The sequence below is a fragment of the Gordonia jacobaea genome (assembly GCF_965344965.1).
In the GTDB taxonomy this organism is placed as follows: domain Bacteria; phylum Actinomycetota; class Actinomycetes; order Mycobacteriales; family Mycobacteriaceae; genus Gordonia; species Gordonia jacobaea.
In genome coordinates this window covers 223,374-246,926 of sequence record NZ_CBDRLS010000006.1, presented here as the reverse complement: position 1 = coordinate 246,926, position 23,553 = coordinate 223,374, and the positions used below count along the sequence as shown (strand labels likewise).

Below are 23,553 nucleotides of genomic sequence, written 5' to 3'. Positions count from 1 at the left end.
TCGACGCAACTGCGTTGGCGAGTCGGGGATGGTGGCGGATAGGGGTGTGCTCAGCCGTTCTCGGCGATGTCTTCGATCACGCGCGCGATGGTGCGGACCGGAACGCCGGTTCCGCCCTTGGGGGTGTAACCCCACGGCGCTCCGGAGTTGAAAGCCGGTCCGGCGACGTCGATGTGGGCCCACTGCACGCCGTCGGCGACGAACTCCTTGAGGAACAGGCCCGCGGCGAGCATGCCGCCGTTGCGGTGATTGGTGACGTTGGCGAGATCGGCGACTCGCGACTTCAGATCTGCGCGCAACTCGGCGGCAAGCGGCATCGGCCACGCGTTCTCGCCCACCTCTTGCGAGAGTTCGGCGACGCGGTCGCGGAACGCCTCCGTGCCCATCACACCCGGTGTGCGCGCTCCGAGCGCGACCATCTGGGCGCCGGTCAGCGTCGCGGTGTCGATGAGGTAGTCGGGGTCGTCCTCGCATGCGCGCACGATCGCGTCGGCGAGGACCAGTCGACCCTCGGCGTCGGTGTTCAAGACCTCGACCGTGGTTCCGCCGTATTGGGTGAGTACGTCGCCGGGACGCTGGGCGGTGCCCGACGGCATGTTCTCGGCCATCGGCACGGTGGCGGTGACCGAGACGTCGACGTCGAGACGAGCGGCGAGGATGGTGGCCGCGATGACGGCGGCGGCACCACCCATGTCGGAGGTCATGTGATCCATGTTGGCTGCGGGCTTGATCGAGATGCCGCCGGTGTCGAAGGTGATGCCCTTGCCGACGAGCGCCACCTTCTTGGCATCCTTCTTTCCCGTGTGAGTCAGCCGGACCAGTCGCGGCAGGCGTGAACTGCCCTTGCCGACGCCGATGATCCCGCCGTACCCGCCCTTTTCCAGCTCGGTGTCGTCGAGGATCTCGACCTTCAGGCCGACTTTGCTACCGAGGTAGCGGGCGCGCTCGGCGAACTCCTCCGGATAGAGGTGGCTCGGCGGGGTGTTCACGAAGTCGCGGGCGATCGCGGTGGCATCGGCGACGGCGACGGCGTGCTCGAGCTGCGCGGTGGCTGCTTTGCCGGTGTTCTCCACGAGCAGGCGCACCGAGGTCGGCGGAGTCTTCGTGGGAAGCGTTTTGGCAGAACGGAATTCGTCGAACCGATAGGCGCCGAGGAAGAAGCCCTCGGCTACGGGCTCGATGCCTCCTGCCGCGAGCGTGGTGGCGACCTGCTCGCGACCGTTCAGTGCTCGAGCCACGATGCCCGCGGCTTGGCGAAGCTTCTCGGGATTCTCGACGTCGTCGGACGAGCCGAGGCCGACGGCCACCACGGCGTCGACGCCGAGCGACTCGGGTGCGGGAACGGTCGAGACATCCCCGTGTGCGCCGCTGGCACCGACCGCGACGAGCGCGTCGCTGATGGCCGACGCCTGCGCGTCGTCGAGGAGGCCGTCGCCGATGAACAATGTGGGCGCCGCGTCGGAGTCAGGGTTCGTGGAGTCCTCGGGTTCAGAACTCTCGGGTGACACGAGCCCGATGACGAGTACCTCGTCGTTCTTGTCGAGGGAGGTTGCCAGTTGAATCTTGGGACCGCGTGTCCGGTCGACGCTCTCGTTCTTACTCACGCGCTCAACTCTGCCACGTCATTCCGCGGACCGACACGATCTCCGCCGAGCGGGTCCGACACCGGCAACGCTGCCTACGGTGACCCGGTGAGCGTGAGTTCGAAGAGGCGCGCCTGGCCGTCCGCGACGGCAACGTCGTGACGACAGTGGGCGGCGCCGAAGCGCAGGGGATCACGGTCGACCACTTCGATCTGCGGACGGTCGAGGGCGTGCAGGGCTATGGCGTCCTCTAGGCCGGCCGTCGTGTCGTGCGAGGTGCGCGGGTTCGACGTCGATCGGTAATCTGCCCGCATGACCGAATTGCTCGCCGGACCCATCGCCGACCGCCACTACGCACTCGGTGCCACCTTCGCCGAATTCGGTGGATGGCATATGCCCGTCTCGTATGCAGGCACCGTCGCAGAACACAACGCCGTCCGCGAGGCAGTCGGCATCTTCGATGTCAGTCACCTCGGCAAGGCGCTCGTGAAGGGTTCTGGCGCAGCAGATTTCGTCAACTCGACGCTGACGAACGATCTCGGGAAGATCCACGCGGGCAAGGCGCAGTACACGCTGTGTTGCAACGAATCCGGGGGAGTGGTCGACGACCTCATCGCGTACCTCGTCTCCGACGACGAGGTGTTCCTGGTCCCGAACGCCGCGAACACCGCGAAGGTCGTCGCGGCGCTACAGGCCGTCGCGCCGGAAGGTGTCGAGATCACCGACGCACATCGTGACTACGCAGTCTTTGCCGTCCAGGGGCCGAAGAGCCCCGATGTGCTTGCCGCCGTTGGTCTTCCGACCGACATGGAGTACATGGCGTACGCGGATGCCGACCTGAAGACCGACGATGCGTCGTATCCGGTGCGGGTATGCCGGACCGGATACACCGGCGAGCGGGGGTACGAGATCCTCCCGCGATGGAACGACGCCGGCCCCGTGTTCGACGCTCTGCTCACCGAGGTGACCAACGCCGGAGGCCAGCCCGCCGGGCTCGGCGCCCGTGACACGTTGCGCACCGAGATGGGCTACGCGCTGCACGGCCACGAACTCACCGAGGAGATCACGCCCAACCAGGCACGCAGCGGATGGGCGGTGGGATGGGACAAGCCGGCATTCTTCGGGCGCGACGCTCTCGTGGCGGAGAAGGAGGCCGGGCCGGCCCGACGCCTCTACGGACTCAAGGCAACAGGTCGCGGCGTTCCGCGTGCGGGACTGACGGTGCTGGCCGGGCCGGGTGGCGAGACCGTCGGCGAGACGACGTCCGGGACGTTCTCGCCGACCCTCAAGCAGGGCATCGCGCTCGCGCTGATCGACACGGCGTCGGGCATCAAGAAGGGTGCGGAGGTCGTGATCGACGTCCGCGGGCGTGAGCTGACCTGCGAGGTGGTGATCCCGCCGTTCGTCGAGTCGCATGTGTGATCTCGACAAGCTCGATCAGCGGTGGGGCGACTCGAACAGCGGGTGATCTCGACAAGCTCGATCAGCGGGTGGGCGTCTCGATCGGCGGGTGATCTCGACAAGCTCGATCAGCGGAGGGGCGTCTCGATCGGCGGGGGTCGGGGTCTCGATCGGCGGGTGGGGCCGACTTGATCGGCGTGGGTGGTCGGTGAGGGTAGGTTTTCTTCGCGGCGTTACCATAGGCCAATGACCTTGCAGTTCACCCGTACCGAGCATCCCCATCCGGTGTCGGAATCCCGTCGGGCGGAGATCCTCTCCGCTCCAGGATTCGGCAAGTACTTCACCGACAACATGGTGCTGGTGGACTACGACATAGATCGCGGTTGGCACAGTGCGAAGGTCACGCCATACGGACCGATCGCGCTCGATCCGTCGGCGATGGTTCTGCATTACGGACAGGAAGTCTTCGAAGGTCTGAAGGCGTATCGGCAGCCCGACGGTTCCATCGCGGCGTTCCGTCCGGAGGCCAACGCACTGCGGCTGCAGCGTTCCGCTGAACGCCTCGCGATGCCGCCTCTGCCCGTCGACGACTTCATCGAATCGCTGCGGTCACTGCTGGCTGCCGACAACGCGTGGGTTCCGCCCGCAGGCGGCGAGGAATCGCTGTACCTGCGCCCGTTCATGTTCGCCTCGCAGGCGGGGCTGGGAGTCAACGCGCCGTCGTCGCAGTACGTCTATTCGGTGATCGGCTCGCCCGCAGGCGCCTATTTCTCCGGCGGGATCAAGCCGGTCAGCGTGTGGCTGTCGACCGAATATGTGCGCGCGGCGCCCGGTGGTACCGGCGCTGCGAAGTGTGGCGGCAACTACGCCGCGGCCTTCCTCGCGCAGGCGCAGGCCACCGCGCAGGGCTGCGACCAGGTGGTCTGGCTCGACGCGGTGGAGCGTCGCTTCATCGAGGAGATGGGCGGCATGAACCTGTTCTTCGTGTTCGGCTCGGGAGCCGACGCGCGGTTGGTGACTCCGGAACTGTCCGGCTCGCTGCTGCCGGGGATCACGCGTGAATCGCTGCTCACCCTCGCGATCGACGCCGGGTTCTCCGTCGAGGAACGCCGCATCTCCACCGAGGAACTCCGCAAGGGTGTCACGTCGGGCGACATCACCGAGGTCTTCGCGTGCGGCACAGCCGCGGTCATCACACCGGTCGGCCACGTGAAGAGCGAGACAGACGACTACACGATCGGCAACGGCACCACGGGTGAGGTCACCCAGGCGCTTCGCGACACACTCACCGGCATTCAGCGCGGTACGTTCGCCGACACCCACGGGTGGATGACGACGCTGTATCCGGCCTGATCCGGATCCCCTGATCCAGACCGTCCGACGGGTCCCCGACGCTCCGGCCTCGGGGGCCCGCGGCGTATCCGGGTCAGAACCGTCGGAGCCTGTGGTCAGCTAGCGGCACTCAGATCAGTAGTCCCACAAGGGCTATGGCCGTCGACAGCTCGATCACCGCGCCGAGCACGTCGCCGTTGATCCCGCCCATCCGGCGCGCGCAGTGCCGGGTGAACAACCACGCGAAGCCGAGCGCGATCACGGCCGTGATGGCCGCACCCAGCGCCGATCCGACGTCGAATACGTTGGGCGACAACGACTGCCAACCGCCCGCGACCACCATCGCGACGATCGCCAACACCGACCACACGACTATTGATGCCCGTTGGGTACCCGCGACGAGTGCGCCGAACCCGGTGGAGCGTGCCGGCGGTAGTGACCGTCGACAGGCGATCACGGTGGCCACGCGCCCGACGAAAACCGCCGCGGCAATGGCAAGCCATCGTGAATCACCGGTCAGCGCAGCGAATCCCGCTGTGTCGACGATCATCACTGCCGCGATTGTCGCCACCCCGAACGGTCCCGCTGATCCGCTGCGCATGACCTCGGCGACCCGTTCGGGTGGGCCGTAGCATCCGAGGCCGTCCGCGGTGTCGGCCAAGCCGTCGAGATGCATGCCCCGTGTCCCCACACCGAGGACGACGACGAGCAGAATGCCGATCAGGGTGGTGGGGAGGTCGGTCAGACTCAACGCCCACGCGACGACAGCGACAAGAGCGCCGAGGGCGAGGCCGACAACCGGAACCGCGGCGATCGCCGCGGCGCCGAATCGTCGATCAAAAGTGTTGTTGCGCACCGGGATAGGCACGACGGTCAGCCATGAGAACGCACCCGCGAGAGCGTCGACCGGCGACATCCTGCCGCCCACGCCCGGGTCAGACCCCCGCGTCGCTGGTGGTCAGGGCCGCCGACGAGTCGGCATCGCTGATCCCTGCCTCGTCGAACGTCGACATGCCTCGCAGAATCTCCACGGACGAGGAGACGACAGGTAGCGCCATCAGCGCACCGCTGCCTTCACCGAGGCGCATCCGCAGCTCGAGGATGGGCTCGAGGTCGAGGTGTTCGAGCGCGAAGGTGTGTGCGGGTTCGACCGACCGGTGACCGGCGACCCACCAGCTCACGGCGCCCGGAGCCAGTTCGGCCGCCACGAGTGCGGCAGCCGTGACCACCACACCGTCGAGGATCACCGGTGTGCGACGCACGGCGGCCTGTGCCAGGAACCCGGCCATCGCGGCGATGTCGGCGCCGCCGACAGCAGCCACGAGTGCGAGGGGATCGTGGATGTAGCGTCGGCCGCGCCGCATGCCGTCGCGGATGGCTGCGGTCTTCCGCATCCAGCCGAGGTCGTCGATGCCGGTCCCACGGCCGACTACTTCGACCGGCTCGTGGCGGGTCAGGGTACCGACGAGAATCGCTGCGGGAGTGGTGTTTCCGATGCCCATCTCACCCGCGATGAGAAGGTCGGCACCAGAGTCGACCAAGTCGTCGACGATGGCACGTCCTGCCGCGATGGACGCGCGAGCCTCGGCGATGGTCAACGCATCGGTGACGCGGAGGTCGCCGCTGCCGCGTCGAACCTTGTAGCGCGAGACCTCGGGTGGGGTGTCGGCGTCGACCGACATGTCGACGACCTGCACCGTCGCGCCGCTCTGGCGGGCGAGGACGTTGATCGCTGCGCCTCCCGAGGCGATGTTCGCGACCATCTGCGCGGTCACCTCGGGCGGGTACGCGGAGACACCGGCCTGCGCGACGCCGTGATCGCCCGCGAACACCACCACGTTCGCCTGCTCGATCGAGCGGGGCGGACACTCGCCCTGACACGCGGCGATCCACACGCTGAGGTCTTCGAGCCTGCCGAGGGAACCAGCGGGCTTGGTCAAGGTGAGCTGACGGTCGCGCGCGGCCTGCGCGACGGACTCGTCCGGACGGTCGATGTGGTCGAAAACCTCGGCATCGGTCGCGACGACCTTGGGAGGCTCCGACATGCTGTCGGGCGCTGCCGTTGCGGTGTCCGGAGCCGCCGGCTCAGTAGCGGCTGCGGTAACGGCTGCCGCCGGTGCGGTTGCGGCTGCCGCCGGTGCGACGTCGGGTGCCGCCGGTTTCTGTGGTGACCTTTGCTGCTGTGGCGTCTGTGCCGCAAGGGTGGGGAAGTCGGCGGGGAGTTCGACGACGCGGCCGGCTACGACGAGCAGGACGCGGTCGCAGACGGCTGCGACGGCCGAGTTCAGGGCACCGAGTTCGTCCTGGAACGCGCGGCCGACGGTGGTCGAGGGGACCGGTGCCAGCCCGACCTCGGGGCTGATGATGACGAGGTCCGCGGTGACGGCACTGATCGCCGCGCACAATTGCTCCGTGCGATCGGAGCGGTCGATCGGCGATTCCCAGCCGTTGGTCGCGTCGATGTCGGCGGCCAACCAGTTGCCGAGGTCGTCGACCAGTGTGGCGACGTCGGGCGTGGTCGACAGCACGGTGGTGAGATCGGTGGTCTCGACGGTCGTGTATCGCTCGTCGCGGCGTCGTCGATGTTCCTCGACTCGCGCGACCCACTCCGCATCGGAGGTCAGTGTCGGCCCGGTTGCGATGTAGCGGACCTCGGTGTGCTCGGCGAGCATTGCCTCGCCCACCCCCGATTTGCCCGACCGTACGCCCCCGAGCACCAGTGTGCGGGTGCCCCTCGTGGTCATCGTCGGATCAGACCTCGTCGCCCGCAGAGACCTGTGGCTTGGGTGCGCGCATGCGGCGGAGCTGCATGGCGCGGGTGAATGCGTACCAACCGAGGCGGAAGCCGGTGTCGTCGGTGTCGGGGAAGCGCTCGCGAACGCGCTTGTTGACCAGCCTGCCCAGGATGACGGCATCGATGGCCATCAGGACCACGAACGCCAGCAACACGAAGTTCGCGTACGCGGCGATCGACGGAAGGAACATCACCACGATCAGCACCACCGCGAATGGCATGAACAGGCCGGCGAAGTTGCGTCGCGAGTCGACGAGGTCGCGGGCGTAGCGCCGGACAGGACCCTTGTCGCGGGGCATCAGATAGCGCTCGTCGCCCGCCATCATCTTCTCGCGCTGCTCTGCGCGCTGGTTGCGGCGTTCATCGCTGAGTTTGCGACGATCCTCACGCGACATCGAGCTCTTGAGCTGCTTCTTCCGGGCGCGTGCCTCGGCGCGGGTGGTCGGCGGAGGTGCGACCGGGCCACGACGACGGCCTTCGGCCTCACGACGCGACGGTGTCGGGCGCCCCTTGCCCGCTGTGTATGCGCTGCCTTTGGTCTCGGAGGTGGTCTCGGCTTCGTCGACGGTCGTCGTCGCTTTGTCGAGTGACACCGTACCCTCGTCGGCGGTGTCGTCGTCCTTGTTCCATGGCAGTCTCACGCCTTCGAGGGTAGGTGATCTAGCGCTGCCGCGGTTCGTCGACCTCCCTATACTTCCCGGGCATGGGCCCGAGCAGTCACGTGTGGGAGACAACCGCGCGCACCTGCGTCGACGCCAGGGTGTCGAGCGAACAGAGGTGGGGCGAATGCGGGTCCTGATAGCGCCGGATTCGTTCGGCGACACGCTGACAGCGGTCGAGGCCGCGAACGCCATCGGCGAGGGATGGTCGGCGGGCCGACCGGACGACGAGATCACGCTCGCGCCGCAGTCCGACGGGGGACCGGGATTCGTCGACGTCCTCGCCGCGCGTTTCGGGCGCACCGTGACCGAGCGCGTCGTCGGTCCGCTCGGTGCCGCGGTCACGGCGCGATGGCTGCTCGACGACAGGGACTCCGAGAGGCTCGTCGCCTACATCGAGTGTGCGCAGGCGTGCGGTCTGCACCAACTCGGTGGTGGGCCGACACCGCGCACCGCCCAGTCGGCCGACACGTACGGGGTCGGCCTGCTCGTCGACGCCGCGTTGAAGGCCGGAGCACGCGAGGTGGTCGTAGGTCTCGGCGGGAGTGCCACCACCGACGGCGGCCACGGGTTGATCGACGCACTGGGCGGGTCGGCGAAGGCTGCGGAGCGTTTCGCCGACGTCGCGCTGATCGCGGCGTCCGACGTCGAGAATCCCCTGCTGGGACCGCTGGGTGCCGCATCCGTGTTCGGTCCGCAGAAGGGTGCCGACGCCGAGACCGTCAGCCGTCTCGAGGAGCGACTCACGCAGTGGTCGCGAGTGCTGGCATCGATCGCTGGTCGTGACGTCAGTGGTGAGCCGGGAGCCGGAGCCGCCGGTGGGCTCGGGGCGGCATTGCTCGCGCTGGGTGCACGCCGGGTGTCCGGTGCGACGATCGTCGGCGAGGCCACCGATCAGGCCGCGGAGATCGCGCGCACCGATCTCGTGCTGACCGGCGAGGGGAAGTTCGATTCCCAGACGCTGCGCGGAAAAGTCGTGTCGGCGCTGAATGCCGCGGCTACCGAGGTGGGTGCGCCGACCGTCGTCTTCGCGGGTCAGGTGGCGTTGACCCCGGACGAGATCGCCGAAGCCGGGATAGCCGGTGCCCACTCGATCGTCGAACAGGCGGGATCGGTCGAACTCGCGATGAGCGACGCGCGCAACCAACTCACCGCTCTCGCTGCCCGTGCCGCGGCGTCGTGGCTCCCGACTGGGTGAGAAAACCTGCGGTTGACGGCACGCAGATATGTGCACACTCCGGGAATACGCACATAGGGGGTACCGTTGACAACAGACGAACAAAAGGCCTGCATCGTCAGCCGACGCGTTCGAGTCGCTGCCACAGCGCGGCGTACATCAGAGCTGTGTGACACATGGCAGCACGACCGAGGCCGAGCACCAACGGCACCATCACAGTACGAGGAGCATCGATGACCGTTCAGAACGAATCCGGAACCGCCACCACCACCGGCGTCATCCTGACCGACGCTGCAGCCGCCAAGGCCAAGGCGCTGCTCGACCAAGAGGGCCGCGACGACCTCGCGCTGCGTATCGCCGTGCAGCCCGGTGGCTGCGCAGGCCTGCGCTACCAGCTCTTCTTCGACGACCGCTCGCTCGACGGCGACCTCACCGCAGACTTCGGTGGCGTGAAGCTGGCTGTCGACCGGATGAGCTCGCCGTACGTGCAGGGCGCGACGATCGACTTCGTCGACACCATCGAGAAGCAGGGTTTCACCATCGATAACCCGAACGCGACGGGTAGCTGCGCCTGCGGCGACTCGTTCAACTGATACGTCGGCGCACCAGATTTTCTGACCGCACCTCGGCCATGCCGGGGTGCGGTCAGTCATTTCCGGGGCTTTCGGTAGCGTGTGATGCGGTTCATGGCCGGCTCGCGCGGCGGGCCGGTAAAGGCGCTGACACGCGCAGCGGTCATCACAAAACGCTGAGAGGCTGGGGGAGTACGTGGCAATCGTTGTATGTGGTTCCATCGCGACAGATCATCTGATGAAGTTCCCGGGGAAGTTTTCGGAGCAGATCCTCGCCGATCATCTCGAGCACATTTCGCTCAGCTTCCTGGTGGAAGATCTCGTGGTCCGACGTGGCGGCGTCGCGGGCAACATCACGTACGCGATGGGCGAGCTGGGGCAGTCGCCGGTGCTCGTCGGTTCGGTTGGCTCTGATTTTCACGACTATCGCCAGTGGCTCGAGGCGCACGGCGTCGACTGCCGTGGCGTGCGCATCTCCGAGACTCAGCACACTGCTCGCTTCATGTGCACCACGGACCAGACGATGGCGCAGCTCGCGACGTTCTACGCGGGAGCGATGAGTGAGGCGCGCGAGATCGATCTCGGTGATGTCGTCGAACGCGTCGGTGCACCGGAGATCGTGCTGATCGGCGCCGACGATCCCGCAGCGATGCTGCGGCACACCAAGGAATGTCGACGCCTCGGCATCCCGTTCGCCGCCGACCCGTCGCAGCAACTCGCGCGACTCGACGGCGAGCAGGCGCGGGAGCTGATCGACGGTGCCGCCTACCTGTTCACCAACGAGTACGAGTGGGGTCTCCTGCGTCAGAAGACCGGGCTGTCGGAGGCACAGGTCGCCGAGCTGATCGGCGTGCGCGTCACCACTCTCGGTGCCGGCGGCGTCGAGATCATCGACCGCGACGGCACGCGCACGCGCGTCGACGTCGTGCCGGAGACGGAGAAGGTCGACCCGACCGGCGTCGGCGACGGCTTCCGCGCGGGATTCCTCTCGTCGCTGTCCGCAGGCCTCGGATTCGAGCGCGCCGCACAGGTCGGCTCGATGGTGGCCGTGCTGGTCCTCGAAACCGTGTCGACGCAGGATTGGTCGTGGGACCGCGACTCCGCGCTCAGTCGCATCGAGGGCGCGTACGGCCCCGACGCCGCGAAGGAGATCGCCGCAGCGATCTGAGCGCGGCCGCGCGGCGGGTGGTTTCGACGGACGGCTGCTCGCTGCGCTCGCGGCCTGCTCAACCAGCGGTGGGGGCGGCCTGCTCGATCGGTGGGGGGCTTGCTCAACCAGCGGGGGGCTGATCGAGCCGTCCTCCGCTGATCGAGCCACCTCCGCTGATCGAGCTTGTCGAGATCACTTCAGCCAACGCCGGCTCAACCAGTGGGGGCGAGCCCTTTCCGCTGATCGAGCCGTCCTCCGCTGATCGAGCTTGTCGAGATCACTTCAGCCAACGCCGGCTCAACCAGTGGGGGTGGGGTGGTTTCGACTACGGCTGCTCGCTGCGCTCGCGGCCTGCTCAACCAGCGGTTGGGATCTACAGCCGCACGGGGTAGCTGTGGTCGGTGATGTCGGGTACGAGCGTCTTCTCGACGAAGATCGCGTGCCAGATCATGAACATCAGGAGCGTCCAGAGGCGTCGGCTGTTGTCGACGGTGCCTGCGCGGTGCTCGTCGAGCATGTCCAGGATTGGCTGCTTGTTCAGGAGGTACTCGGTCTGCGACTTCTCGATCGTCTCGCGTGCCCAGTCGTACATCTCCGGCCCGGCGAGCCAGTGGCGGATGGGGACGGGGAAACCGAGCTTCTTGCGATGCAGCACGTGCGGCGGAACGATCTGCTCGAGTGCCTTGCGCAGTGCGTATTTGGTGGTGCCGTGGCTGATCTTCTCGTCGAACGGCAGCGCCTCGGCGACCTTGAACACTTCGTTGTCCAAGAACGGCACTCGCAGTTCCAGTGAGTTGGCCATTGTCATCTTGTCGGCCTTGACCAGGATGTCGCCGCGCAGCCACGTGTAGAGATCGATGTGCTGCATCCGTGCCACAGGGTCCCAGCCATCGCTGCGCGCGTAGATCGGTTCGGTGACGTCGGTGTGAGTCCACTCGGGTCGGTAGTCGCGCAGCACCGCGCGCAGCCGGGCGTCGTCGAAGCTGCGTGCGTTGCCGTAGTAGCGCTCCTCGAGGGTCAGCGATCCGCGATGCAGCAGGCTCTTGCCGCGGGTCCCCTCTGGGATGCGGTCGGAGACCTTGCCCGCGAGGCGTCGAAGAGTGGAGGGCAGGCGGTCGAAGCCCTTCAACGAGAGGGGCTCCTTGTAGATGGTGTAGCCGCCGAAGAGTTCGTCGGCGCCCTCGCCCGAGAGCACCACCTTCACGTGTTCGCGGGCGGTCTGCGCCACGAAGTACAGGGGGACGAGCGCGGGGTCGGCGACCGGATCGTCGAGGTACCAGATGATCTCCGGGATCGCGGCGATGTACTCCTCGGGGGTGACCGTCCGCACGATGTGCCGGGCGCCGATGGCTGCCGCGGACTCCGCCGCGACGTCGGCCTCCGAATAGCCTTCACGCTCGAACGCCGCGGTGAAGGTGATCAGGTCGGGGTTGTGCTGGATCGCCAGCGCCGCGATGGCCGTCGAATCGATACCGCCGGACAGGAACGACCCGACGGTGACGTCGGCGCGCATGTGCTTGGCGACGGAGTCGGAGAGGACGTCGGCGATCTCGTCGTAGCGCTTCTGACGTGTGGCGTCGGTGAAGGGACGGACCGAGAACTGCGGGCTGAAGTAGCGGGTGACCGATGGCGCGCTGCCGGGACGGACCGTCGCATACGAACCCGACTCGAGCCGACGGATCGACGAGTGCAGCGACTCGGGCTCCGGAACGTACTGCAGCACGACGTAGTGCTCGAGAGCGCGCTCGTCGAGGGTGTCGGGCAGGCCGAGGCGTCCGATCAGCTCCAGGAGGCTCTTCTTCTCGCTGCCGAACGCGGTCCCGCCGGGTCCGGTCGCGATGAACATCGGTTTGATGCCGAACGGATCGCGGGCCAGGAACAGTGAGCGCGTCTCGGTGTCCCAGATGGCGAAGGCGAACATGCCACGAAGACGTCGGACCGCGTCGGGTCCCCAGTGATGGAAGGCCGCGACGATCGCCTCGCCGTCGCCCTCGGTGCGGAACGTCGCACCCTCGTCAGCGGCGAGTTGTGCGCGGATCTCCAGGTAATTGTAGATCTCGCCGTTGAAGACGAGGGCGTACCTGTCGGGGTTCTCCGGCGGTCCCCACCGCAGTGGCTGATGCGAATGATCGATGTCGATGATCGACAGTCGATTGAAGCCGAGCACGATGTCGGCGTCATTCCACGTGCCGGGCTCGTCCGGGCCGCGGTGGCGCATGCAGTGCGAGGCGTTGGCGACGAGATCGACGGCATCAGTCGCCGTCTCATCGGAGGTCAGCAGACCGAGCAAGCCACACACCAGTAAAGCCTCTTTCGACGCGGGGACGATGGTCGGCGATGACGTCATCGCCGCGGTCACGAGTATGCCGTATGCGGGGTGGGAGCGACCCCTCGGATGGGGCTCGCGGGTCGTCGAAACACGCGGTCGGGAGGGTATTACCTGGGCCGGGAAACGATTTCGACGCGCGAAGTCACCCCAACCGAAAAAGTTCCCGCGAGTTGGTCTACGCTGCGTAGTACATGGCGCGAAGGCTGCGCTTCGGTGCCCGCTGCACGGTGAGAGTTGCCTGCGGGTCCGATGTCGCCGACCGTGTCATTGCAGGTCAGGTGGGATGCGACTCGGACGTCGGATCGACGGTTCCGAGCTGGCAGGAAGGCGTGAAATTGGCACACGGTGAACGGCCCCGCGTACGGCGTGTCGCGTCGACGTCGCGGATGGCCAACCGGGTCGGCCTCAAGCGGGTCGGAGCTGTCGCGGCGCTTGGCGTCGGCGCACTGTTGATGTCGGGTTGCGACGGGAGAACCGCGATGCGGTTCGGCTGGCCGCATGGCGTGACCCCCGAGGCCAAGGACATGGGCGACCTGTGGAGCTGGTCGGTCATCGCCGCGCTCGTGATGGGCATCATCGTCTGGGCCCTGATCTTCTGGACGATCACCTTCCACCGCTACAAGCCCGGTAAGGGCAAAGACGAGTTCCCTCGTCAGACTGCGTACAACGTGCCGCTCGAGTTGGCATATACGGCCATCCCGTTCGTGATCATCGCGGTGCTCTTCTACTTCACGGTCATCGTGCAGACCAACGTCGAGAAGAAGACCGACGATTCGAAGGTCGTCGTCGATGTCACCGCGTTCCAGTGGAACTGGAAGTTCGGCTACCGCGACGTCACGTTCGACGACGGCACCAAGTACAACGGCTTCGTCCGCGACGGAAACCCGTTCGATCTCGAGACCGAGAACACGCGTGAGATCCACGGCGGCGAGACCATCGAGCTGCCCGGTCCCGACGGCGGCCGCAGCAACGACGTGCGTGACTACCTGAAGTTCAACCAGATCGAGACTGTCGGATCGTCTGCGACCATCCCGGTGCTGGTGCTCCCGACGACCAAGCGGATCGAGTTCGACCTCGCCTCGGCCGACGTCATCCACTCGTTCTGGGTTCCGGAGTTCCTCTTCAAGCGCGACGTCATGCCGTTCCCGAAGCAGAACCACACCGACAACCGCTTCCAGATCTCCTCGATCGACCGTGAAGGCGCCTTTGTCGGACGCTGCGCCGAGATGTGCGGCACGTACCACTCGATGATGAACTTCGAGGTTCGTGCAGTGTCGCCACGGGACTTCGACGCGTACATCAAGTACCGGCAGGAGAACCCCGGCAAGACGAACGCGCAAGCGCTGCAGCACATCTGCCAGCAGCCCGAGTCGGTTGTGACCGTTCCGTTCGATACGCGTCGGGCCACTGACGGGTCCGTCGGAGCGTCCGGCGACGCCGGCAACACGAAGATTGCGAACTGCACGATCGGAGCACTCCAGTGAAAATCGAAGCGAGACTCTTCGAACTGCTCACGCTCTTCTTCGCAGGTTGCGGTGTCGTCTACACCGTGCTGACCGCACTCACCAACAACGGCGTCGAATGGGTCGGTGTCACCGGCATGTTCTTCAGCGCCGGACTGACGCTGATCGCCGGTACCTACTTCCGGTTCGTCTCACGACGCGTCGAGATCCGTCCCGAGGACTACGAGGACGCCGAGATCGAGGACGGCGCCGGCGAACTCGGCTTCTTCAGCCCGGGCTCGTGGTGGCCGATCGTGATCGCCGGGTGCGCAGCGCTGTTTGCCGTCGCATTCGCCACCGGCAACCTCTGGCTCGCGATCTTCGCGGCGGCGTGCATCATCGGTGGTGCTGCCGGAATGGTCTTCGAGTACATCGTCGGACCCGAGAAGCACTGACAGAGCAGCCCTTTCACGCTGGACAACCCTTCGCATCCCATGACAGCCGCATCCGAGGACCGGGTGCGGCTTTGTCATACCGCGCACCTCGAGCCGGGACGAATGCCCCAGTTGATGCGCCTCCTCGACGCCGCGTTCGACGGTGACTTCGACGACACCGACTTCGACCACGCGCTCGGCGGAATGCACGCACTGATCGTCGACGAATTCGACGAACTCATCGGCCACGCGGCCGTCGTCGCCCGGTCGGTCCTCGTCGACGACCAACCACGACGATGCGGCTACGTCGAGGCCGTCGCCGTCTCGCCAACACATCAACGTGAGGGTCTGGGAGGTGCGCTGATGGCTGCCATCGAGGAGGTCATCGACAACGCCTACGACCTGGGCGCACTCGGCGCGTCGGACGCGGGCATGCGCCTCTACGAGTCGCGAGGCTGGATTCCGTGGGTTGGCACGCTCGGTGTGCTCAGCCCGGACGGGTGGGCGCCGACCCCCGACGACGAAGGCGCTGTCCTGGTTCGCAACATAGGAGGACTCGATTCAGCCGTCGCCCGGCTCTCCTGCGATTGGAGAGCCGGCGACGTCTGGTGATCCTGCGGTGAACGCCCAGTCCGGTGCTGCGGCCAGAGCTCAGTCGTCGCCGACGATGCTGTGGCCGTAGACCTTCAGCGTCCGGTACTCAGCGCGAAAACGAGCGGATGTATACGACTCGCCGACCTCGCCGTCGTGGGCGATGGTGGTGGGTTCGGCTGTGGTGAAGGTGAACTCGGGTACCTGCATCTCGTGGTACAGCTTCGATCGCTGCAGGAGCCCTGTCACGAGGCTTCCCAGTACTCGCAGCGTCGCCAACCGCTTGCCGGCCTCGAGGAAGCGGACGTCGAGCAGCCCGTCGTCGAGTCGCTCGCGTCGCGCCGGTGCAAACCCTGCTGAGCCGTACATCGACGTCCCCACCAGGAACAGCGACGTCTTGACGGTCTTACCGTCGATGGTGATCTCGACCGGTGTGGAGTGTCGTGCGACCTGGAGCATCGCCAGTGCACTCGCAGCACCCTTGCCCACGCGGTGCTCCCATTTGGTCCTGGCGCGTACGTAGTGGGGGTATGCGCCGATGCTCGCCGTGTTGAGGATGAGCCGTTGCTCGTTGAGGGTCGCCGCGTCGACCGAGGTGGTGACGCCTGCCCGGATCTTGGCGAGCGCGGCGTCGACGGTGTCGCACCCGATGTCTCGTGCGAAGTGGTTGAACGTGCCACCGGGGAAGACGGCGAGCGGGAGGTCGGCGGCGTGCGCTGCCGCTGCGACGGTGGCCACCGTGCCGTCTCCGCCACAGACCCCGAGCGCGGTGGCCCGTCGGGCCGCGTCATCGGCGACCGACGCGTAGTCGTCGTCCGGCCCGAGTTCGATGATCTCGGCGCCCGGAAGCTCTGCCCGGACGGCCGCAAGGACCTTCTCGCTGTTGCCGTCCCCCGACGCCGGGTTGCCGAGGACAACGAGACCCGAACCGTCGACGGGTAGCGGCGCGGCCTCGGTGGTGGGTGTGGGAACCGCGATGTTGTGCGGGATGATCGGCGGAGCGATCTTGCCGCCCAGTGTGGCGACGGCGGCGCCGATCCCGAACCCGATGAACACGTCGCCCGGATAGTGCGCCCCGGTCGCGACGCGGGACAATCCGACAAGGCCTGCGAGCGCAGACATCACCAGGCCCAGTGGCGGGGACTCGAGCGCCACGCCGACGGAAAAGGCTGCCGCGCTTGCTGAATGGCCCGACGGCAGCGAATTCGACGTCGGCTGGTGCGCCGCCCGCCGCACCAGTGGCACGACCGACGGTGAGGGTCGCTTGCGTTGCCGGATTCGTTTCGCGCCCTGGTTGGTGACGAGACTGGACACTGCGAGCGATGCCAGGCCACGGACCGCGGCCCGCTGCCAGCGAGGGCGCCCACTGAGTATGAGTCCGGCTCCGATGCCCATCCACAGCTTCGAATAGTCGGCTGCCGCGGTGAGTTTGGGCATCGTCTCATCGAGCAGCGGGCTCGGTGAACGAGCGATCGCCTGGAAGAGGTTGGCGTCGAGTGTGCCGAGCTCCTTCGTCAGCTGATGTAGTGGGTCTTTGTCGCGATGTCCGATGTGTCGCACTCGTGTCATCGTTCAACCGTAGCGGTCGGCGGGGGAGGGGAGTGCTTGTCCCACAACAACACACGGCCCACATCACACACGACCCACAACAGCACACGGCTGCCGTCGCGGAGTGCGACGGCAGCCGTGTGTGACTGCTGATTCGAGAGCTGGTCAGTCGAGCGGGTTGCCGCCCTTGGCCTGCAGCTCGCGCAGGGCGTCGATTTCTTCGCGTTCCTGCTCGTGCTCGAACTCGACGTTGCGCTTCTGCTGCTCGGGCGGGTCGGCCACCATGATCGAACCCGTGCCGGGCGCACCCGACGACCCGAGTTTGTTCATCCGTTTCGGGACCGCGGCACCCTCGTACGGCAGCGGGATCGCGTGACCGTGATCGTCGACCGGGCCGAGCGGCTGATGGATCTCGATGTACTCGCCCTGAGGCAGACGCTTGATGATGCCTGTCTCGATGCCGTGCTCGAGGACCGCGCGGTCGCTGCGCTGCAGGCCGATGGCCCAGCGGTAGGCGATGAAGTAGGCGATCGGCGGCACGATGATCAGACCGATGCGACCCATCCACGTCGTCGCGTTGAGCGAGATGTGGAACTTCAAAGCGATGATGTCGTTCATACAGCTCAACGTCAGGATGATGTAGAACGAGAACGCCATCGCGCCGATGCCGGTGCGCACAGGGGTGTCGCGCGGACGCTGCAGCAGGTTGTGATGGGCGTCGTCGCCGGTGAATTTCTTCTCGATCCACGGGTAGGCGAACATCACAACGAACATGATCGTGATGATCACGACGACCCAGAAGATCGCGGGGATTGTGTAATTACCGAGGTACAGCTCCCACGCAGGCATCAGACGGGCCAAGCCGTCGGTCCACATCATGTAGATGTCGGGCTGAGAACCGGCCGACACGTGTGCGGGGTTGTACGGACCGATCACCCACACCGGGTTGATCTGGAAGATGCCGGCCATGATCGCGAGGATGCCCGCGGTGAAAGCGAACATCGCTCCACCCTTGGCGGCGAACACCGGCAGGATACGGACACCGACGACGTTCTTCTCGGTGCGTCCCGGGCCGGGGAACTGGGTGTGCTTCTGGTACCACACCAGCGCCAGGTGGGCACCGATCAGCGCGAGGATGATGCCCGGGAACAGCAGGATGTGCAGCACGTAGAGGCGCGGGATGATGATGTCGCCGGGGAACTGCCCACCGAAGAGCGCCCAGTGGATCCAGGTACCGACCAGCGGGATTCCCAGCACGATGCCGCTCATCGCTGCGCGAACGCCCGTGCCCGAGAGCAGGTCGTCGGGCAGTGAGTAGCCGAAGAAGCCCTCGAACATGGCCAGGACCAGCAGCAGGCAGCCGATGATCCAGTTGGCCTCACGCGGGCGACGGAACGCGCCGGTGAAGAAGATGCGGGCCATGTGGATGATGATCGACGCCGCGAACAGCAGTGCTGCCCAGTGGTGGATCTGACGGACGAACAGACCGCCGCGCACCTCGAAGGAGATGTTCAGCGTGGTCTCGTATGCGCGCGTCATCATCACGCCGTTGAGCGGCTGATACGCGCCGTGGTAGGTGACCTCGGCCATCGACGGGTCGAAGAAGAAGGTCAGGTACACACCGGAGATCAGCAGGATGACGAAGCTGTAGAGCGCGACCTCACCGAGCATGAACGACCAGTGTGTCGGGAACACCTTGTTGATCTGGCGCCGCATCCCTGCGGCGAGGTGGTACCGGGAATCGACCTCTTCGGCCTGCTTCGCGAGACGATTGCTCATGACTTGCGCTCCCAGAATGCGGGTCCGACGGGTTCGATGAAGTCGCCTGCGGCAACCATGTACCCCTGATCATTGACCGTCAGCGGCAGCTGCGCCAGTGCACGCGCGGCCGGACCGAACACCGGCTTGGCGTATTCGAGCGCGTTGAACTGCGACTGATGGCACGGGCAGAGGATGCGGTTGGTCCGCTGCTCGTACAGCGAGGTCGGGCAACCGAGGTGGCTGCAGACCTTGGTGTAGGCGAAGTAGTCGCCGTAGTTGAAGCTCTCCTGGCCCTTGCGCTTGATCGACCGGGCTGCGTCCTCGGGACGCAGGCGGATCAGCATGACGGGGTTGGAGACGTAGCGCAGACCCCAGATCAGCTTCTCGCGCGACTCTTCGGTCTCGCCGTAGCCGTCGGAGACGCGCCACGGGAACACGGTCTCCATGCCGCCGGCGTCGAGGTCCTCGGGCCGGACCAGGGCGACCTGGTGCGGGTTACCGGTGTCGCGACGAAGGAAGACGGTCTCGTTGGGCTGCGATTTGGGGTTGTAGATCGGTGACCAACCGGTGTGCCACAGCGGTGCGTCCTCGCGCTTGGCCCACGGATTCTTGATGAATCCACCCAGGCCTGCGACGACGCCGGTGAGTGCGAGCGCACCGAAAGCGAACAGTCCGGAGCCGATCAGCATCTTGCGACGGCCGAGTGTCGACTTCGTTCCCGAGTCGACGAGTTCGGCGACGATGGTCTTCTTGTCGACCTCGGTCGATCCCGGACCGTCGTGACGGTCCTGAACCGCGATCTCGGACGGGATGAACTTCTTCGTGATCAGGACGAGGGCCACACCGATCGACAGGATCGACAGACCGAACGTCACACCCAGCAACGGTGTGTTGAGGGTGTAGCGCCAGTAGTCGGAGGTCCCCGGCAGTGCGAACTCCCAGTGGTTCCACAGGAAGATCACGAAGCATGCCAGCGCGGAGATGCCCGCGATGACCAGCCAGATGGCGATCTGTCGTTCTGCGCGCTTCTCGGCCTTCGTGCCGGGCTCGGGAAATCGCTCACCCCGATGGATGATCTCGACGCCGTCGAGGTTGGTACCGAGCTTGACCAGGTCATCGTTGGTCATCTGGTCAAGCTCATCGGCGGACGGCGTGTCCTTGTCCGTGGTGCTCATGTTCGTGATCCCATCCACATCGCGGCGGCGACGACCGCCACAACTCCGACAAACCACATCACCATGCCCTCACTGACCGGGCCGAAGCCGCCGAGGCTCAGACCGCCCTGGGGCTTGGATTCGGTGACGTACTTGATGAAGCCGATGATGTCCTTCTTCTCGTCCAGCGAGAGCTGGCGATTGGAGAACTTCGGCATGTTCTGCGGTCCGGTGAGCATCGCCGTGTAGATCTGCTGTTCCTTGACGTGGTCGAGCGTCGGCGCGTACTTACCCGACGACAGCGCACCGCCACGTCCGGTGAAGTTGTGGCATGACGCGCAGTTCAGACGGAACAGTTCGCTACCGCGACCGAGGTTCTCGCCACGCAGCGACTCCTGTGCGACGACCGGCAGGACGACTTCCTTCATCGAACCGTCGGCCTGGCGCTGCATGACCTTCTCGGTCTTGCGGGTGCCGTCCGGGTTCTTCTCGAACAGCGGGCGAGGGCCGCCACCCTGCGACTGGATGTAGGCGCCGAGCTGGTCGATCTGTGCGGTGTCGAACTTCGGTGGCTTGCGCTGGGCCTGAGCCTCACCGCGCGCGGCAGGCATGCGGCCGGTCGAAACCTGGAAGTAGACAGCCGCGTCGCCGACACCGATCAGGGATGGGCCGCGGTCGGCCACACCCTGCAGATTGGCACCGTGGCAGGTGATGCACGAGCTCTCGTAGAGCTTCTTGCCGTCCTGGATCAGCGCGGCGTCGCTGGTGTCCGCGACGGCGACCTGAGGCTTGGGGGACAGCAACGACGCGAGGACGCCTGCCATCATCAGGCCGGCGAGCAGTAGCAAAGCGCCACTGGCGCGGCGGCGCAGCTTACGACGCGAGCGGGACTTCTTCGCGGCGCTCGGCTTTGTGCTCGAGGTGACTGTGTCGACCTGACCGACGTCGGAAGGGCTATCCGACGGTCGCGGTGGAGATGAACTCATCGTGGTCTCTCTACTAGCGGACGGACTTCTCAGCTGTTGGCGGGAACGCGGTTCCGAGGAGCCACTCTCGCCTCATGTCTCAGTTATTCGTTGCGATCGGTGTCATCGGATGAAGGGCAGTCATCGGATGAAGTAGATGGTGACGAACAGGGCGATCCACACGATGTCGACGAAGTGCCAGTAGTAGGACACGACGATCGCAGCAGTCGCCTGGTTCGGAGTGAACTTGGCGAGCTTGGTGCGGACCAACAGGAAGATGAAGGCGACGAGACCGCCGATCACGTGCAGGCCGTGGAAGCCGGTCGCCATGTAGAAGACCGAGCCGTAGGCGCTCGACGAGAGGGTCGTGCCCTCCGCGACCAGGTGGTAGTACTCGTAGGCCTGGCCGCAGACGAAGAAGGCGCCCATCACGAACGTGAGGATGTACCAGCGACGCAACCCGAAGACGTCGCCTCGCTCGGCGGCGAACACGCCCATCTGGCAGGTCACCGACGACAAGATGAGGACGGTGGTGACCGGGATGGCCAATTTCAGGTTCAGTTCGGTGGGCTCCGGCGGCCAGCCGGCAGGGCCGGCATTGGCGCGTGCGACGAAATACATCGCAAAAAGTCCAGCGAAGAACATCAGCTCACTGGACAGCCACACAATCGTGCCGACACTCACCATGTTGGGGCGGTTGAGCGAGTGCACGCGCGAGGTGATGGCTGTTCCCGAGGTACCTACAGCGCTAGTCACAGATTGAAGTATGACGGTTCGTAGTACGCCCTGACCACTCGGGTCGGATATTCGTGGGAACTATTTCTCTTCCCGCTGGTAGGCGCCGGTCGGAGGTGCCTTTCGGCGTGTCAGGGTACCGGTGGACCGAGCGGTGAGCGCCGTGCTTTGCTCAACTCCATGGGTACCTCCGACCACGACGATCCAGGGTCGCGGCACGACGGCCGACAGTTCGACCTCAACGGCAGGCCGATGGCGCCGCGCCGCTGGGAAACGTTGCGGCGAGCGATGATCGGCGGTCGAGCCGCGCCTCGCGACGCGCTGACGGTGACCGACCGCGACGTCGTCGTGGTCGGTGAATCCGACGACGAGGCGGCGTCGAGCTCGTCGATCCTCGACGCCTCGACGTTGCGTCCGGCCGATCAGGCAGTCGTGCGGCACGTGCTGGCGCTTCCGGACGACGGTGTCGAGGCGGCGGTTGGCCTGGCCGCGCTCGACGAGTACGAGGCGATTCCCATCGATGTCGTCGCCGATCGGTTCGCGATCCCGGAGGGACTGGCACCTGTGGTTCTGGCGCGCGTGCAGCTCGTCGACGCACTGCACTTGTCGCAGGAGCGCTCACGAATGGCGAGCCTGGCGTCGCGGCACTCAGGTGTTGCGGTGGGGTGGCAGATCGTCCAGCGGCCGCGATGAATCACCGCGCCGCGCGCGCATTGATCACCGCGCCGCGCGCGCATTGATCACCGCGCCGCGCGCGCCGAGATCACCGCGCCGCGGGCGCTTCGCACATCGTGCGGTACGACCGCGAGCAGATCGTGTGCGCAGGTCAACTAAGGTGCATGGGGTGAGCAGCGAGCAGAGCTACACCTGGCCGCAGATCCTGGGATCCGTCACCGACGGAATCGACCTGACCGTCGACCAGGCGCGATGGGCGATGGACGAGGTCATGACGGACAGCGCGACGTCGGCGCAGATCGCCGCATTCGGCGTCGGCGTGAAGATGAAGGGCGCAGCGCCTGCCGAACTCGCAGGCCTGTCGCAGGCGATGCTCGACCACGCCACCCTCGTCGACACCGACCGTGCGGCGATCGACATCGTCGGAACGGGAGGCGACCGCTCGCACACCGTGAACATCTCGACGATGACGTCGATCGTCGTCGCCGCGGCCGGCGTGCCCGTGGTCAAGCATGGCAATAGGGCGGCGTCGTCGAAGAGTGGCGGTGCCGACGTGTTGGAGGCCCTTGGCGTGACGATCTCGCTCGGTGCCGCTGAGGTCGCCGCGTGTATCGAGCAGATCGGCATCGGATTCTGCTTTGCCCCGGTGTTTCACCCTGCGTTCCGTTTCACCGCTCCCGCACGACAGCAGATCGGCATCCCGACGGTGTTCAATGTGCTCGGCCCGCTGACGAACCCGGCGAATCCACGCGCGGGATTGATCGGGTGCGCGTTCGGCGATCTCGCGCCTGTCCTCGCGCGTGCCTTTGCCGAGCGGGGCAGTTCTGTCCTTGTGGTGCGCGGCGATGACGGTCTGGACGAACTCACGACGACCACGACGTCGTCGGTGTGGCAGGTGGTCGACGGCACGGTCACCGAATTGACGATCGATCCGCGTGATCTGGGAATCGACTACGTCGACCTATCGGCGCTGCAGGGCGGAGATGCGACGGTGAACGCCGCCATCGCGCGGGAACTGCTGTCGGGAAAGTCCGGCCCCGTGCGCGATGCTGTGCTCCTCAACGCTGCGGGTGCACTCGTCGCCAACGAGCAGACGTCCGCGACCGACAACGCGGGACTCACCGCGGCGTTCGCGGCGGCGACCGAGCGCGCCGCGGAGTCGATCGATTCGGGCGCAGCCGCGCGGCTGCTCGACCGGTGGGCCCAGGTCAGCGGAGAGCTCGCCAACAAGTAGGCCGGTTGCCGGGCGAG

Annotated in this window: 21 protein-coding genes; 10 read left to right on the top strand and 11 right to left on the bottom strand. The window is 66.2% G+C overall.

Features of this window, described 5'->3' with window-relative positions:
- Positions 1 to 50 precede the first annotated feature (50 nt).
- Together ACRVY7_RS20260 and ACRVY7_RS20255 are read right to left on the bottom strand one after the other, a co-directional pair.
- On the bottom strand, positions 51 to 1,604 hold the full coding sequence (locus tag ACRVY7_RS20260; RefSeq protein ID WP_431818394.1) for a leucyl aminopeptidase: 1,554 nt from the start codon (positions 1,602 to 1,604) through the stop codon (positions 51 to 53).
- 74 nt (positions 1,605 to 1,678) lie between these two features.
- On the bottom strand, positions 1,679 to 1,897 hold the full coding sequence (locus ACRVY7_RS20255; RefSeq protein ID WP_431818393.1) for a hypothetical protein: 219 nt from the start codon (positions 1,895 to 1,897) through the stop codon (positions 1,679 to 1,681).
- Between ACRVY7_RS20255 and gcvT the strand changes: the two genes are divergently transcribed.
- Complete coding sequence (gcvT, locus tag ACRVY7_RS20250; protein ID WP_431818392.1) at positions 1,896 to 3,005, top strand: glycine cleavage system aminomethyltransferase GcvT; 1,110 nt, start codon at positions 1,896 to 1,898, stop codon at positions 3,003 to 3,005. The genes ACRVY7_RS20255 and gcvT overlap by 2 nt on opposite strands.
- 225 nt (positions 3,006 to 3,230) lie before the next feature.
- The gene (locus tag ACRVY7_RS20245; RefSeq protein ID WP_431818391.1) at positions 3,231 to 4,337 is read left to right on the top strand and encodes a branched-chain amino acid aminotransferase; all 1,107 of its coding nucleotides are present in this window, start codon (positions 3,231 to 3,233) and stop codon (positions 4,335 to 4,337) included.
- Between the two features lie 109 nt (positions 4,338 to 4,446).
- Here ACRVY7_RS20245 and ACRVY7_RS20240 read toward each other — a convergent pair whose 3' ends face one another.
- The 3 genes from ACRVY7_RS20240 to ACRVY7_RS20230 are packed head-to-tail and all read right to left on the bottom strand — an operon-like array spanning position 4,447 to position 7,751.
- Positions 4,447 to 5,232 carry an adenosylcobinamide-GDP ribazoletransferase gene (locus tag ACRVY7_RS20240; protein ID WP_431818390.1) on the bottom strand — a complete coding sequence of 262 codons (786 nt, stop codon included), beginning with the start codon at positions 5,230 to 5,232 and terminating at the stop codon, positions 4,447 to 4,449.
- Between the two features lie 19 nt (positions 5,233 to 5,251).
- A complete protein-coding gene (gene cobT / locus ACRVY7_RS20235; protein ID WP_431818389.1) occupies positions 5,252 to 7,060 on the bottom strand; it encodes a nicotinate-nucleotide--dimethylbenzimidazole phosphoribosyltransferase in 1,809 nt (602 codons plus the stop codon).
- Positions 7,061 to 7,067: 7 nt separating this feature from the next.
- On the bottom strand, positions 7,068 to 7,751 hold the full coding sequence (locus tag ACRVY7_RS20230; protein WP_049698267.1) for a DUF3043 domain-containing protein: 684 nt from the start codon (positions 7,749 to 7,751) through the stop codon (positions 7,068 to 7,070).
- A 145-nt stretch (positions 7,752 to 7,896) separates the two neighbouring features.
- Here ACRVY7_RS20230 and ACRVY7_RS20225 point away from each other — a divergent pair, with 145 nt between their 5' ends.
- From ACRVY7_RS20225 to ACRVY7_RS20215, 3 genes are all read left to right on the top strand, one after another.
- Complete coding sequence (locus tag ACRVY7_RS20225; protein ID WP_431818388.1) at positions 7,897 to 8,967, top strand: glycerate kinase family protein; 1,071 nt, start codon at positions 7,897 to 7,899, stop codon at positions 8,965 to 8,967.
- Positions 8,968 to 9,179: 212 nt separating this feature from the next.
- Positions 9,180 to 9,539 carry a HesB/IscA family protein gene (locus ACRVY7_RS20220; protein WP_005209017.1) on the top strand — a complete coding sequence of 120 codons (360 nt, stop codon included), beginning with the start codon at positions 9,180 to 9,182 and terminating at the stop codon, positions 9,537 to 9,539.
- Between the two features lie 175 nt (positions 9,540 to 9,714).
- Positions 9,715 to 10,686, top strand: a complete 972-nt coding sequence (locus ACRVY7_RS20215) for a carbohydrate kinase family protein (RefSeq protein ID WP_431818387.1) — start codon at positions 9,715 to 9,717, stop codon at positions 10,684 to 10,686.
- A 355-nt stretch (positions 10,687 to 11,041) separates the two neighbouring features.
- On the opposite strand, the gene asnB is transcribed toward ACRVY7_RS20215, so the two are convergent.
- Positions 11,042 to 12,967 carry an asparagine synthase (glutamine-hydrolyzing) gene (gene asnB, locus ACRVY7_RS20210; protein ID WP_049698590.1) on the bottom strand — a complete coding sequence of 642 codons (1,926 nt, stop codon included), beginning with the start codon at positions 12,965 to 12,967 and terminating at the stop codon, positions 11,042 to 11,044.
- Positions 12,968 to 13,383: 416 nt separating this feature from the next.
- On the opposite strand from asnB, the gene ctaC reads away from it, so the two are divergent.
- From ctaC to ACRVY7_RS20195, 3 genes are read left to right on the top strand one after another with little or no spacing between them, the layout of a single operon-like run.
- The gene (gene ctaC, locus ACRVY7_RS20205; protein ID WP_431818435.1) at positions 13,384 to 14,481 is read left to right on the top strand and encodes an aa3-type cytochrome oxidase subunit II; all 1,098 of its coding nucleotides are present in this window, start codon (positions 13,384 to 13,386) and stop codon (positions 14,479 to 14,481) included.
- The gene (locus tag ACRVY7_RS20200; protein WP_049698264.1) at positions 14,478 to 14,894 is read left to right on the top strand and encodes a cytochrome c oxidase subunit 4; all 417 of its coding nucleotides are present in this window, start codon (positions 14,478 to 14,480) and stop codon (positions 14,892 to 14,894) included. The genes ctaC and ACRVY7_RS20200 overlap by 4 nt, the downstream gene beginning before the upstream one ends.
- A gap of 39 nt (positions 14,895 to 14,933) precedes the next feature.
- Positions 14,934 to 15,485 (top strand): GNAT family N-acetyltransferase, encoded by a 552-nt coding sequence (locus tag ACRVY7_RS20195; protein ID WP_431818386.1) that lies wholly within the window; start codon positions 14,934 to 14,936, stop codon positions 15,483 to 15,485.
- Between the two features lie 39 nt (positions 15,486 to 15,524).
- Here ACRVY7_RS20195 and ACRVY7_RS20190 read toward each other — a convergent pair whose 3' ends face one another.
- The 5 genes from ACRVY7_RS20190 to ctaE all read right to left on the bottom strand — a co-directional run bounded on the left by ACRVY7_RS20190 (position 15,525) and on the right by ctaE (position 21,648).
- Complete coding sequence (locus ACRVY7_RS20190; protein WP_431818385.1) at positions 15,525 to 17,033, bottom strand: bifunctional phosphatase PAP2/diacylglycerol kinase family protein; 1,509 nt, start codon at positions 17,031 to 17,033, stop codon at positions 15,525 to 15,527.
- Between the two features lie 144 nt (positions 17,034 to 17,177).
- Entirely contained in the window at positions 17,178 to 18,791 is a 1,614-nt protein-coding gene (qcrB, locus tag ACRVY7_RS20185; protein WP_064864321.1) for a cytochrome bc1 complex cytochrome b subunit, read from the bottom strand.
- Positions 18,788 to 19,948, bottom strand: a complete 1,161-nt coding sequence (gene qcrA, locus ACRVY7_RS20180; RefSeq protein WP_064864319.1) for a cytochrome bc1 complex Rieske iron-sulfur subunit — start codon at positions 19,946 to 19,948, stop codon at positions 18,788 to 18,790. Before qcrA ends, qcrB begins: the two co-directional genes overlap by 4 nt.
- On the bottom strand, positions 19,945 to 20,913 hold the full coding sequence (gene qcrC, locus ACRVY7_RS20175) for a cytochrome bc1 complex diheme cytochrome c subunit (protein WP_049698259.1): 969 nt from the start codon (positions 20,911 to 20,913) through the stop codon (positions 19,945 to 19,947). Before qcrC ends, qcrA begins: the two co-directional genes overlap by 4 nt.
- A 120-nt stretch (positions 20,914 to 21,033) precedes the next feature.
- The gene (gene ctaE, locus ACRVY7_RS20170; RefSeq protein ID WP_174273044.1) at positions 21,034 to 21,648 is read right to left on the bottom strand and encodes an aa3-type cytochrome oxidase subunit III; all 615 of its coding nucleotides are present in this window, start codon (positions 21,646 to 21,648) and stop codon (positions 21,034 to 21,036) included.
- Between the two features lie 159 nt (positions 21,649 to 21,807).
- Between ctaE and ACRVY7_RS20165 the strand changes: the two genes are divergently transcribed.
- Both ACRVY7_RS20165 and trpD read left to right on the top strand, forming a co-directional pair.
- Positions 21,808 to 22,320 (top strand): hypothetical protein, encoded by a 513-nt coding sequence (locus ACRVY7_RS20165; protein ID WP_064864316.1) that lies wholly within the window; start codon positions 21,808 to 21,810, stop codon positions 22,318 to 22,320.
- Positions 22,321 to 22,471: 151 nt separating this feature from the next.
- A complete protein-coding gene (gene trpD / locus ACRVY7_RS20160; RefSeq protein WP_431818384.1) occupies positions 22,472 to 23,536 on the top strand; it encodes an anthranilate phosphoribosyltransferase in 1,065 nt (354 codons plus the stop codon).
- The last annotated feature ends 17 nt before the right edge of the window (positions 23,537 to 23,553 follow it).